Source organism: Colwellia psychrerythraea (assembly GCF_000764225.1).
GTDB classification, from domain to species: domain Bacteria; phylum Pseudomonadota; class Gammaproteobacteria; order Enterobacterales; family Alteromonadaceae; genus Colwellia; species Colwellia psychrerythraea_D.
The window spans coordinates 77,352-89,815 of record NZ_JQED01000037.1; the positions used below are offsets into that span (position 1 = coordinate 77,352).

Genomic DNA, 12,464 nt, shown 5'->3' on the forward strand with positions numbered 1-12,464 from the left:
ACTGGGATGAAATTTATTTTACATTACCCAAGTAAATATTCGGTGTATTGTTTGCCTAATTAATTTGCTATCTATGTTGATTAGTGTTGTAAGCTGACCATATTGAAGTTGCGTGAATTGGGTATACATAATTCTTGCATCAAGCTCAGGGTTAACTTTATTAAAGAATCGACAAAGCTGCTCAAAGGGTGCGAGTTGTGCTAATTCATGCGTTTGAATAAGTGACTTTAGCTCTGGTGTAACTTGAATCTCTGTAAGCATTAATTGCTCTACTGCTAACGATATTGCTTGATGTTTAATATTAGCAATTAGATGCTTAGCAGTTATTTCACTCAATTGTTGACACAACTTTTCTTTCACCGCTTTTTTTCTGCGTTCATTTTTATCTATTTTAGTAATAGCTAAAATGCTGTCTTTTAAAATAGTGTCTGACCGCGACAATATACGATTAGAATTTAACTTAAAAGCTTGATAAATAAGTTCTTGAATATCTTTGAAGTAATAAGTTGTTAAAGATAACTGTAAATCTGCATGACTGGCAATTGCACGATGTGTCGTGCCTTTAATACCATTGAGTGCTAAAACCTCTATGGCAGCTATAAGAATTTTCTCACGGGTAATCTCGCCTTTTGAGCGTTTCTTTACTGGCAGTGAGATCTTCTGTTGAGCTAGTTTTAGCGAGCTTAATTCTTCTATTGGCATTTTAAATTCTTTTTATTATCACCTTGTTAACCTTAATTTAACATTTTTTCTCTCGTGATAATAATGAAAATAACATTATTTGCCATTATTACACGTTAATTCTGACTTAATTAACGCGTACTTATGGCAAATAAATAGCCTTAAAGCTTTATTTAGTACTGTGATAGGCCGTCATTGTTTTACTATCAAAATCATCAACTGCGATAACCCACTGTCGACTTAACTCCGCGTTTGATAGTAAATCTGCTTCTACTTTTGAAATGATATTTTGACTAAGTCCTAGTTCTGCTACTTTATCAAGTTGATAAAAAGGTAATTTTGTATTTAACTCGCGGCATACTCTTTCATAAATAGGCTCACAGTTAATGATGTCTTCAAGTGCTTGTTCTAACTTGCCAAAAATATTACTGCCATCACGAGTCAAGTACTGCCCTTGGCCTAAACGAGTACGAGCTGAACAAGGTGTTTGTAATAGTTGCGCAACTTTATGGGCTATTTCATCACTTGGTTTACTTAACCAAGTACCCAAAGGGAAAACTATTATACGTAATGTTATTGCAATAATTTTGTTAGGAAAATTGCTAATCAACTCATCAATTGCATGTTGGATATTGTATAAGCAATCTTCTACAGCCCATTGTACTAAGGGAAGATCAGCGATATTTCTTCCTTCATCATTATAACGTTTTAAAGTAGCTGCAGCTAAGTAGAGTTGACTTAGCACATCACCAAGTCTTGCTGAAATTCGTTCTTTACGTTTTAAATCCGCTCCGAGAGAAACCATAGAAATATCTGAAAGCATGGCTAAGTTGGCACTAAAGCGTGTGAGTAACTGATAATAGCGGCGAGTTTCATCATCATAAGGACTGCCTAAGAAACGTGAGCCTGTAAAAGAACACCATAAACTACGACTTATATTACTGATGCTAAAACCGATATGGCCAAAAAGGGCATGGTCAAAATCATTGAGAGCTTGTTCATTATCACTGTTACTTGCTGCTTCTAATTCCGCCAATACGTAGGGATGACAACGAATAGCACCTTGACCGTAAATAATCATACTGCGAGTAAGAATATTGGCTCCTTCAACGGTCACTGCAATAGGGGCGCCTTGATAACCACGTGCTAGGTAATTATTTGGCCCCATACAAATACCTTTACCGCCATGTATGTCCATGGCATCGATAATGGAAGCACGCATCTTTTCGGTCAGATGGTATTTAGCTATCGCTGAAATAACAGATGGTTTTTCGCCTAAGTCTATTGCACCTGTTGAAAGAGTTGTCACGGCATCCATTAAATAGGCATTCGCACCGATACGTGCCAGTGGTTCTTCAATGCCTTCCATTTTACCAATAGGCATTTTAAATTGACGCCTTATACGGCTATATGCGCCCGAAGCTAATGCGGCAGTTTTGATACCACCTGCACTATTGGATGGTAAGGTAATAGCTCGGCCAACAGATAAGCACTCCACAAGCATGCGCCACCCTTGTCCAGCCATATCTGGACCACCGATAATAAAGTCTAATGGTACGAAAACTTCATTGCCCTGTGTGGGACCATTTTGGAAGGGAACGTTTAGTGGGAAATGTCTGCGTCCTATCGTAATACCTGCTAAATCTGTTGGAATAAGCGCACACGTGATACCTAAGTCTTCTTGCTCAGATAATAGATTATCAGGATCTTGTAATTTAAAGGCTAACCCTAAGACTGTCGCAATTGGCGCAAGCGTAATATAACGTTTATCCCAAGTCAGTTTCATTCCTAAAATATCTTCTCCATTAAATTGTCCACGACAAATAATACCGAAATCAGGAATAGAGCCTGCATCCGAGCCAGCCTCAGGACTTGTTAGAGCAAAACAAGGGATTTCTTCACCAATGGCTAAACGGGGTAGGTAATGATCCTGTTGTTCCTTGGTACCATATTCTTGCAATAGCTCACCCGGTCCTAGTGAATTTGGCACACCAACGGTACTGGCTAAAACAGAGCTTACACCGGTAAGTTTTTGTAACACACGAGATTGAGCATAAGCTGAAAACTCTAACCCGCCATATTGCTTTTTGATAATCATGGCAAAAAATTTGTTTTCTTTTAAGAACTGCCATATTTCTGGTGGCAGGTCAGCGATTTCATGGGTGATATGCCAGTCGTTAACCATGGCACAAAGTTTTTCAACTGGGCCATCTAGAAATGCTTTTTCTTGAGAACTTAACCTTGGACGCGGATAATTGTGAAGCTTTTGCCAATCTGGATCACCCCGAAATAAATCAGCATCGAACCAAGTAGTACCAGCGTCAATAGCTTCTTGCTCTGTTGAGGACATTTGCGGCATTATCTTTTTAAAAATAGCCAAAATGGGCATACTAATAAACTGCTGACGAATGTTGTCTATATTTATTGGCAAAGCGATAACCGCAAAAAGTAGCCATGAAACAATGCCAATGATGTTAAATAGAGAGCCAATAGCCATTAAGGCAGCAAAGCATAAGGTATAACTTGATAATGATGCTCTTGTATAGCTCATAAACCAAGTTAAGGATAATGCAATAAATAGCCAAATAATAATATCCACAAGGATCTCCTTTTAGTGTATGTTTTTATGTGAAGAGAAATGAGAGAAAAAGTATTTGAATTTAAAATATTTTTTAGTCAATGGTATACTCTATTTATAGAATAAATTGTAGGTTTAGCCAAGCAGATTTTATTTTTATCTGTTGGGTGGTTTTAAGAGGTAAAAAAATGTGTGAATTGTTAGCGATGAGTGCCAATGTGCCAACGGATATTTGTTTCAGCTTTAGTGGTTTGATGCAACGAGGTGGTAATACGGGGCCTCACAGAGATGGTTGGGGTGTGACCTTTTATGAAGGGAAGGGATGTCGTAGCTTTAAAGATCCGATGCCAAGCGCACAATCTCCAATTGCTGAGCTTGTCACTAAGTATCCGATGAAAAGTGAAGCGGTGATTTGCCATATTAGGCAAGCTAATTCAGGCGAAGTTTGCCTTGAGAATACGCATCCATTTGTGAGACAAATGTGGGGAAGAAATTGGACCTATGCACATAACGGCCAATTGAAAGATTTTAAACATGAATTACCCATTGAATTTCACTTGCCTATTGGGACAACCGATAGTGAACATGCTTTTTGTTGGATACTTGATCAGTTACATCTTGAATTTGGTGCTACGCAAGTCGATGCAAAATTACTCTTTGGTTTTATTGCTTCACTGGCGGCCAAAATAGACAAACTCGGCGTGGCAAATATTATTATCACCGATGGTGAATACTTGTTTGCCTATTGCTCAAATAATCTACATTGGCTCACTAGAAGGGCTCCATTTGGACAGGCAAGCCTTATTGATGCAGAGATGGCAGTGGATTTTCAAAAGGAAACAACGAGCAATGATGTGGTGACGGTTATTGCAACGCAACCACTGACAGACAATGAAACATGGCATAAAATGTCTGCAGGGCAATGGCAATTATTTTGTTTAGGGGAATTGGTTGCTGGTGAGCTCATTTGCTTGGAAAAAGATAAAACGTAAATACTAAAAAGAATGCGGGCTTTTAGTTAGCATTCTTTTAACTTATTTCATAAAAGCTCCAGGCAATAAAGCGGCTAATTTTTTGTCCTTGTGTCATATTAATGACTTTAACCTGCTTCGCATGTGCTTTTTTTAAGCTAAATTTTAGCTTAGATATGTGATCTTTCTTCGATACTAAACAAGTAAACCAAAGGACTTGTTTTTGATAAACTTTACTTTCTTTTATCATTTTACGAATAAAAGCTAACTCACCACCCGGGCACCAAAGTTCTGCTTTTTGCCCACCAAAATTAAGTGTTTTTTCTTGTTTGACAGGATATTGACTACCCTTGTTCAAATTCTTCAGTTTTCGTGCTGTACCTTGACTAGCTTCAGCTAAAGAGCTGTGAAAAGGGGGGTTACAAAGCGTTAAATGATAAAATTCATCTTCAGATATTATACCGTGAAATATATGGTTGCTATTCGTTTGCAGTCGGCAGTGGATGTTTCTATCTAAAGGTTTATTGGAGGATATGATTTGTTTTGCTGCGGTGATTGATACAGGATCAACATCTGAAGCGACAAAGTGCCAATCATATTCTCGTTGACCTAAAATAGGGTAAATACAACTCGCCCCTGTTCCTATATCTAAAACCTTAACAGGCATTTTATCATCCGGAAAGAAAGCACGTGGAGTTGTGGTTAATAGATCCTTAAGATGGTGAACATAATCAGCTCTGCCGGGAATAGCGGGACAAAGATAACCATCAGGGATATTCCAAAAGTTTATACGGTACTCGCTTTTCAATAATGCAGAGTTAAGTGCTTTTACCGCGACTGGATCGGCAAAGTTTATCGTATCTTGGTTATTATATTTGTTTTTTATAATAAATTTAAATAGATCAGGCTGAGCTTTCACTAAAGCGGTAAAATTATACCCTTGTTTGTGGCGATTATTTTTGTGCAAAGTAAGACCGTTGTAATCAATAGAAGGAAAATAGACGTTTATTTAAATACTGCTCGGCTTTTGTCCAATTTTAAAAAAACCATTGCTGGTAAATTGCACGACTTGCTGGCGTTTTTTACCTAATAAAATAGGACCGTCATCCATAAATAAAAAGTTCTTCCAACATTGCTGGAATGTAAGCCAATTTGTTTCGATGACATTATCTCGAGAACTACAGTAGTATACGACGGTATTTTGATCCCAGTCCAAGTGACTTTCTATTAACTGTGGCAGGGCGTGATCATTGCTGTCCCAAATACCTTCCCATTTTCCTTGCTCAAACCAGTTATTATTATCTGATGGCCAATCACCTTTTTTAAAAAAATCAGGATGATCTACTTGCCGTGAAATAAAGGTGTCCCATAAAATATTCGCGCGCTCTACACTCATGGGCTTTATTTTGGCTAAGTCACTTTCTGCAACAGGTAAACTTTTATGCTTGAATATCCAAGCATTTTTTAAACTGTCTAACGGGAGGTAATTCATTAATATTGCTCAAAAAGGGAAACAGCGTAATTATACCCAGCAATAGTGAAATAAAGAAGTGCTACATTACATAACTGTGTTAAGCGAGTTAAAAAAAGCAGATAGGTCAGCGGTGCACCAATCTATGATGATTGATCAGCAATGTGAACGTTGTGAATGTCCTTATTTGCGATTCGATAAGCATCTAACGCTGCAAACACCCAAATTACTAATATTACATAGCCGATATTTGGGTTTTCTAAAGCGCCTTGTTCCATTAAGGCTTGGCGGATTGATGAAATCTCAAAGGGAATTTCACCACGGATAATGCTGTCGACTATTTGTTGGGTTTTAGTATGTATATCTTTAATTAGGCCTATGAGTAAATAGGCAAAACTAGTGATGAAACTAATGCCTATCGCATATTTTTTTAACATTAAATGGCCAACTCCCGGAAACACGAGTAACGATAATAAAGTAACTTTACAGTTTAATTGCATAGATTAACCACATATTAAGATTGATGAACTCCATACTAATATATCCTGATGCTTTAACCTAATGTACCAAAGTGCAGTTTTATAGCGGCTAGTATCACACTATAGTGGGTAAAATGGCACTCACGGTGAGTAATCAAACGATTGTTTTAATTATGGTAGAAACATGTATACTCGAATTGATAAAAAAAATACTAATAAGTCTAATGATTATTTAAAATAAAATTAATTAGTTATGGTTTGAATGAAAGTGATTATTATTGGGGTTCTTAGCTCAATAATAAAAAAATTTTATTGTAAAAGATACATGTTAACTTTTAGTAACATAAAATTAACGCTTGTGTGATTTTTGTTCAAATGGTAGTTTTGATAAATAATAAGTAAAAGCAAAATAATAATAATAAAAAAGGATTGGTTATGCCACAAGCTGCAATTCGCCAAGAAGAGGACGATGAGTTTTTGTCCAAGGCAACAGAACAGCAACAAGATATTTCTCCACAGGGAGCTGAAGAAGCATTAGTGAGCGTGAATGCAGCCCCCGCTGAAGCAATAAAAAAAGAACCTTATTATCATTACACAGTAGATACCAAGGATCCTGATCCTTGGTTAATCATGCATAGAACTAAAATAATTATTGTTATAATTTTACTAGCAGTAGCAGTGACAGGTAGTATACTTTATAAGGATTTTCAATTAGATGAGCAAACGAAGGCAATAGTTGCTGCCCCCCAACTTAATGATCTGTACTACGTTGATTTCCGTGTTATTAAAAATAATTTACGTCCGACTGAAAAATTTCGTATGGCGAAAGTTTCAGACATTACTGGTAATGTGGTAACGATTAACTTTAGTAGTTACTTTTATCTGCAAGAACATGAACTAAATGAAGCCATTCGATATGCGCAGCTTAGATTTGAAAAGTTTTTCCAAGAAAAGCGTCATAACTATACTATGGTTGAATTGCAGTCATTAGTTGCCTCGGGCGCAATTGTATTAGCACGCAGACCTGAAGGTAACATGCTTGATGGTAATGTTGTTGTTCCTGACTCTCATTTTAAATCAAGTTCTATCTTTATTCCGGGTAAAAAAGAAAATCTTGCTGGGTTAGAATATTTAAAGTTTGCTAAAATGAATGAAAAAGCGACCTTAGCATTGACTAAATTTCAAGAATCGGCTGAATTAGGTTTTGCTCAGGGACAAGTAAACCTTGCTCAAATGTATCTTAACGGCACTGCTGTTGAGAAAGATCTACAAAAATCTCTCGAATGGTTTAAGAAAGCTTCTATACAAGCTTATGAACCTGCAATATTGAAATATGCGATCGTTTGTCAGCAAGTTGATGGTTGTAATATTGCAGAGTTTTATCAAGAGCTTGTACAAGCTGGTGTTAATATTGAATTCACTAAGCAAGCAGATATCAGAGCGACAACAAAAGCGTTCGAACGCGCATTAGAAGAGGCTAAAGTCAAAACCTAGTAAAAATCAGCTGTTTGAAACATAAAAAAGGCTTAAAGTATAATTTAAGTCTTTTTTATGTCAGAAAGTTAATAGTAAATCGATAGCATTATTTTTCGAATACACGACAAAAAGGGGGGAGTGAATCGAGTAACTGTTTTCCGTAACGCTTTGTTACTACGCGCTTATCCAATAAAGTAATAACCCCTTCATCCATTTCATTTCGTAATAACCTACCACAGGCTTGAACTAACTTTTTTGATGTATCAGGTACTGATAATGTCATAAAGGGATTACCACCTTTTGCCGTGATATATTCTGCTTGAGCTTGTTCAACAGGGGAAGTAGGCACTGAAAAGGGGAGTTTTGTAATAATTAAGTTATTAAGGTAATCGCCTGGTAAATCAAGTCCCTCTGAAAAACTCTGCGTGCCAAAAATTATACTTTCAATATTATCGTCACAACGTTTTTTGTGCTGGGAAATTATCTGTTGACGTGATAATTCACCCTGAACCATAATCTCAAGCTTGAGCTCTTCTCTCAATGTTTGGGCAACTTTATTCATTTGCCAATAAGAAGAGAAAAGAACTAAACTTGCATTACCTTGTTTAAGGTACTTGGGTAATTTGGCAATTATTTCATCAGTAAAGTCAGGGGCACTTGCCTCATTGTCCATGCTTGCAATAACAAGTTGTGAATTGTTTTGATAATCAAAAGGTGAGTCTACTTGTTGATATTGACTGCCATCATTCTTTTGTAATCCGGCTTGAAAGCGAAAGTGATCAAAAGAGTTTAATGCACGTAATGTAGCAGAGCAAAGGACAGCACCTTCACACTGGCTCCACAACATATTTTCTAAGGTAAAACCAACTTCAATCGGTGATGCACTTAATAAGTAATCCTGACGTTTGTTAGTAATTTTTTCTAACCATCGCGCCATTGGTGCACCTTTGTCACTGTCTGATTTAGCATACATAAACCAAAGCGCTTGTAGGTTCTCTAAACGTTGAAGCATAAAACCAGCCTCTGCGAGTAATGGCTCAGCAACATACATTTGTGTATCGCCATCTTTTACCGCTTCAATCAGCCCGTTATAGAGCTTATTTAAATGTGATAAAGATTTTTTACTCAGGTTTTGTAAATCTTCAGCCCAGTTTCTTAAGGTTTGAGGAATGATGCCATTTTCAAATCGATAGATTTGCTCATCATTTTTTGAATTTGTAGAAAACTTATTACGTTGAGGGGGGGTATCACTCTCCAAAAAATACACTGAGGCATTGGCTTGAATAAAGTCATGAACTTTTTGCATTTCTACTAATAAGTCTTGGCAATCATCACCTAGTTTTAATGCGGGAGAAATAGCATTTTTTGACTTGATGAGCTTGGCCATTTTATCGCCAGTATCTCTAAGCTTAGTTAGCCATTCGATTGAACCTTTTAAGGTAATGCTTGCACTTGAAAAATCACGAGTTACTTTAGGTAGATGATGTGCTTCATCAATAATATAAAAAGTGTCTTCAGGTGGAGAGAGTATTTTTCCGCCGCCAAGTTCTAAATCGGCTAATAGCAAGCTGTGATTTACCACTAATACATGGGCTTGGTCCATGGTTTCACGTGCTTTATGAAAAGGACAGTGGTTATGCTCTGATAAATTCTTTAAACAGCTATGTTTATCACTTTGCACTTGGTGCCAGATATGATTTGGTAAATGTGATTCCCAAGAATCAATATCGCCTAACCAACTTCCATCTAATAATGCTTTATGCATCTTATTAAGGGTTTCAATATCTTTAGCATCGGGCTTTTCGGCAAAAGTAAATCCTGCTTGTGCTGGCTCATCACTCGAGCTAGTGGTAACGGCTTGTGTTAATTTTTGACGACAAACATAACGCTGCCTTCCTTTTGCTAGGGTAAAATCAAAATCTAGACCGGCATACTTTTTAAGAAAGGGTAAATCTTTATCTACTAACTGCTCTTGAAGTGCGACAGTTGCGGTTGAAATGCATACCTTTTTATCTCGTGAAAGCGCAAGAGGAATGGCGCCAAGACTATACGCAAGCGATTTACCAGTCCCAGTGCCCGCTTCAATGGTAATAATTTTTCTCTCTTTGCTGTATTCACCCGCTAACGTTTTTGCAATTTCAGCAATCAGCAATGTTTGCTGCTTTCGGGGGTTGAAATGCGTTAAATTCTCGCCTATGGCTTTGTAAGCCTGACGGATAGCTTGTTTTAACTTATCAGATAACATTGTTGCTAGTTTCCAAAAAACAGGAGATCGGTTACACTGCTGTATATATTAACAGGTTTGGTCGTGTCGGACGAAAAATTTATTCATAAAATGAAAAATTATAAAACAGCAGGTGTTCAGAATGGTTTTTTATTGACTCGACAAGTGCAAGATAGGCGCTCAGGGTTAGAAATAACGCTATGGTTAAAAACAGATTCCGGAGCTGCTAAGCTGGAAATAAGTAATGAATTAGCGGTTTTTTTTGTTGAGTTAGCCCAACTTGATACGGCTAAATCTATCTTAAGAGAACAAAAAATTTCACTTGATAAGCATCAAGCCTTAACCCTAAAAACCTTCACTCACCGTGAGGTTGCTGCTTTGTATTTTTCAAGTTTGAGAAACTTTTACTGTGCCAGAGATGCGTTAAAATCTCAAAATATAAAGTGCTATGAAGATGATATTCGCCCCGACGATCGCTTTTTGATGGAACGTCACATTACGGCAGATGTTGATTATGTCGGAAATCATCAGATGTGTGGTGATTATCAGCTAACCAAACAGGCTAAATGTAAAGGAACAGCAGTAAAGCAAGCCCATAATTTAACTATGCTTTCAATCGATATAGAGTGCTCTATGCAAGGAGAATTATACTCTATTGGCTTATATGCAAATAATAACAGCAATGAATTTAAACGCGTGTTAATGATTGGCGAACCTCAGGTAGATGCTGACAACTATATTTATTGGCAAAGAGATGAAAAGCAGTTGTTAGTACAATTTATCAAAGAGGTTAACCTTGTCGATACTGATATCGTCATTGGATGGAATGTCATCAATTTTGACTTTATGCTTTTGCAAAAACGCTGTGATCTTCACAACATTCCCTTTTCAATAGGGCGTGATGGCTCATGTCCTTTCTGGCGTAAAAACACTAATAATACTGAGCAAAACTTTATAGAAATAGCAGGTCGTGTCGTCCTTGATGGTATCGATTTACTGAAAACAGCGACTTATAATTTTTCTAGTTTCTCTTTAGATAATGTCTCCCATACCTTGCTTGGTGTAAGGAAAAAAGTGGCTGATGTTGAAAATCGTGTACAGGAAATAACAGATAACTTTAACCATAATAAAACTGCGTTAGCAGCATATAATCTTGAAGATTGCCGTTTAGTTTGGCTTATTTTTGAAAAAACTCGATTACTTGATTTTGCTAAATTAAGAGCGCAACTCACAGGTTTATCCATTGATAGAGTTGGTGGTTCAGTTGCTGCTTTTACTAACCTCTATTTACCAAAATTACACCGTAGCGGATACATTGCACCCAACATGGGGGATGGTAAGTCTGGCTTAGTGTCACCCGGTGGCTATGTTATGGACTCCAAACCTGGTTTATATAACAATGTGCTGGTACTTGATTTCAAGTCACTGTATCCAAGTATAATTCGAACGTTTAAAATAGACCCCATGGGGCTTATTGAAGGACTCAAAACCGTTAATGAGCAAAAGTTAACTTATACTCAGTCTGATAAATACATTAATGATTGTTTTGACGATGTTATTCGTGGTTTTGACGGAGCTTACTTTTCTCGAAAGAAACACTTTTTACCTGATATTATCAAGTCACTTTGGTTAGAACGAGATAAAGCTAAGTTGCAAAAGGATGCTGCTTTATCTCAAGCGATCAAGATAATTATGAGTAGTTTTTACGGTGTGTTGGGCTCGACAGGCTGTCGCTTTTTTGATCCCCGATTATCAGGTTCGATTACAAAAAGAAGTCATGAAATTTTAAAGAAAACCAGTGATTGGATTGAGAAACTAGGATATCAAGTTATCTATGGTGATACCGATTCTATTTTTGTATCAATAGGCAATGATAAGTCCAAAAGTCAGGCAATGAACTTAGGGTCAGAGCTAAGAGTTTATATAAACGAGCAATGGCAATCCCGCTTAAAGCGTGACTATAACATTGAAAGTCAATTAGATATTGAGTTTGAAACACATTTTACTAAATTCTTGATGCCAACCGTTCGTGGGGTGAACACGGTTAAAGATCAAAAAAGTATCGGTACCAAAAAGCGCTATGCAGGTGTTGCTAATGGAGAACTTATTTTTAAGGGCTTAGAAACAGTTCGTAGCGACTGGACAGACTTAAGTAAAGACTTTCAACAAACATTATATCGTCTTATATTCGATGATAACCCCATCGAAGATTACATTAAAAAGGTAGTTGATGAAGTAAAACATGGTCTACATGATGAGAAGCTAATTTATACAAAGAAAATAAGACGAAAACTCAGTGATTATGTGAACACTCCTCCACATATTAAGGCGGCTTTGTTGGCTAATTTAGCTCTAACAACGTTAGGTGAAAAGCCTATATATAAACACCGAAGTGTGATCCGATATGTTATGACACTCGATGGTGTACAACCACTAGAATTTACAACCAGTAAGCTTGATTATGATTTTTATGTTGAGAAGCAACTAAAACCTATAGCAGACGATATATTACCCTTTATTGGTAAAGATTTTGATTCAATCGCTGGTGATCAAATGGGGCTTTTTTAAATCCCCCTGATTTCTA

The 12,464-nt window shown here is 37.0% G+C and carries 9 protein-coding genes; 3 read left to right on the forward strand and 6 right to left on the reverse strand.

Going from position 1 to position 12,464, the window contains the following annotated elements; translation table 11 throughout:
* Positions 1–18: 18 nt before the first annotated feature.
* Together ND2E_RS08115 and fadE are read right to left on the reverse strand one after the other, a co-directional pair.
* A complete protein-coding gene (locus tag ND2E_RS08115; RefSeq protein ID WP_033094429.1) occupies positions 19–702 on the reverse strand; it encodes a TetR/AcrR family transcriptional regulator in 684 nt (227 codons plus the stop codon).
* A gap of 148 nt (positions 703–850) precedes the next feature.
* The gene (gene fadE / locus ND2E_RS08110) at positions 851–3,280 is read right to left on the reverse strand and encodes an acyl-CoA dehydrogenase FadE (RefSeq protein WP_081962059.1); all 2,430 of its coding nucleotides are present in this window, start codon (positions 3,278–3,280) and stop codon (positions 851–853) included.
* A 167-nt stretch (positions 3,281–3,447) separates the two neighbouring features.
* Here fadE and ND2E_RS08105 point away from each other — a divergent pair, with 167 nt between their 5' ends.
* On the forward strand, positions 3,448–4,251 hold the full coding sequence (locus ND2E_RS08105; protein ID WP_033094430.1) for a class II glutamine amidotransferase: 804 nt from the start codon (positions 3,448–3,450) through the stop codon (positions 4,249–4,251).
* A 37-nt stretch (positions 4,252–4,288) separates the two neighbouring features.
* Here the strand turns inward: ND2E_RS08105 and rlmF are convergent, their stop codons facing one another.
* From rlmF to ND2E_RS08090, 3 genes are all read right to left on the reverse strand, one after another.
* Complete coding sequence (gene rlmF / locus ND2E_RS08100) at positions 4,289–5,197, reverse strand: 23S rRNA (adenine(1618)-N(6))-methyltransferase RlmF (protein ID WP_033094431.1); 909 nt, start codon at positions 5,195–5,197, stop codon at positions 4,289–4,291.
* Positions 5,198–5,239: 42 nt separating this feature from the next.
* Entirely contained in the window at positions 5,240–5,722 is a 483-nt protein-coding gene (locus tag ND2E_RS08095) for a DUF2947 domain-containing protein (RefSeq protein WP_033094432.1), read from the reverse strand.
* A gap of 122 nt (positions 5,723–5,844) precedes the next feature.
* Positions 5,845–6,201, reverse strand: a complete 357-nt coding sequence (locus tag ND2E_RS08090; protein ID WP_033094433.1) for a hypothetical protein — start codon at positions 6,199–6,201, stop codon at positions 5,845–5,847.
* A 414-nt stretch (positions 6,202–6,615) separates the two neighbouring features.
* On the opposite strand from ND2E_RS08090, the gene ND2E_RS08085 reads away from it, so the two are divergent.
* Positions 6,616–7,674 carry a tetratricopeptide repeat protein gene (locus tag ND2E_RS08085; protein WP_033094434.1) on the forward strand — a complete coding sequence of 353 codons (1,059 nt, stop codon included), beginning with the start codon at positions 6,616–6,618 and terminating at the stop codon, positions 7,672–7,674.
* An 88-nt stretch (positions 7,675–7,762) separates the two neighbouring features.
* Here the strand turns inward: ND2E_RS08085 and dinG are convergent, their stop codons facing one another.
* Entirely contained in the window at positions 7,763–9,901 is a 2,139-nt protein-coding gene (gene dinG, locus ND2E_RS08080; RefSeq protein ID WP_033094435.1) for an ATP-dependent DNA helicase DinG, read from the reverse strand.
* A gap of 90 nt (positions 9,902–9,991) precedes the next feature.
* Here dinG and ND2E_RS08075 point away from each other — a divergent pair, with 90 nt between their 5' ends.
* Positions 9,992–12,448: a DNA polymerase II gene (locus ND2E_RS08075; RefSeq protein WP_033094436.1), complete on the forward strand. Its 2,457-nt coding sequence runs from the start codon at positions 9,992–9,994 to the stop codon at positions 12,446–12,448.
* The last annotated feature ends 16 nt before the right edge of the window (positions 12,449–12,464 follow it).

What these genes read in the sequence shown, in the direction of transcription:
- ND2E_RS08095 (WP_033094432.1), bottom strand. Translation starts at nt 5,722, where the DNA reads ATGAATTACCTCCCGTTAGACAGTTTAAAAAATGCTTGGATATTCAAG.
- dinG (WP_033094435.1), bottom strand. Translation starts at nt 9,901, where the DNA reads ATGTTATCTGATAAGTTAAAACAAGCTATCCGTCAGGCTTACAAAGCC.
- ND2E_RS08115 (WP_033094429.1), bottom strand. Translation starts at nt 702, where the DNA reads ATGCCAATAGAAGAATTAAGCTCGCTAAAACTAGCTCAACAGAAGATC.
- ND2E_RS08075 (WP_033094436.1), top strand. Translation starts at nt 9,992, where the DNA reads ATGAAAAATTATAAAACAGCAGGTGTTCAGAATGGTTTTTTATTGACT.
- ND2E_RS08105 (WP_033094430.1), top strand. Translation starts at nt 3,448, where the DNA reads ATGTGTGAATTGTTAGCGATGAGTGCCAATGTGCCAACGGATATTTGT.
- ND2E_RS08085 (WP_033094434.1), top strand. Translation starts at nt 6,616, where the DNA reads ATGCCACAAGCTGCAATTCGCCAAGAAGAGGACGATGAGTTTTTGTCC.
- ND2E_RS08090 (WP_033094433.1), bottom strand. Translation starts at nt 6,201, where the DNA reads ATGCAATTAAACTGTAAAGTTACTTTATTATCGTTACTCGTGTTTCCG.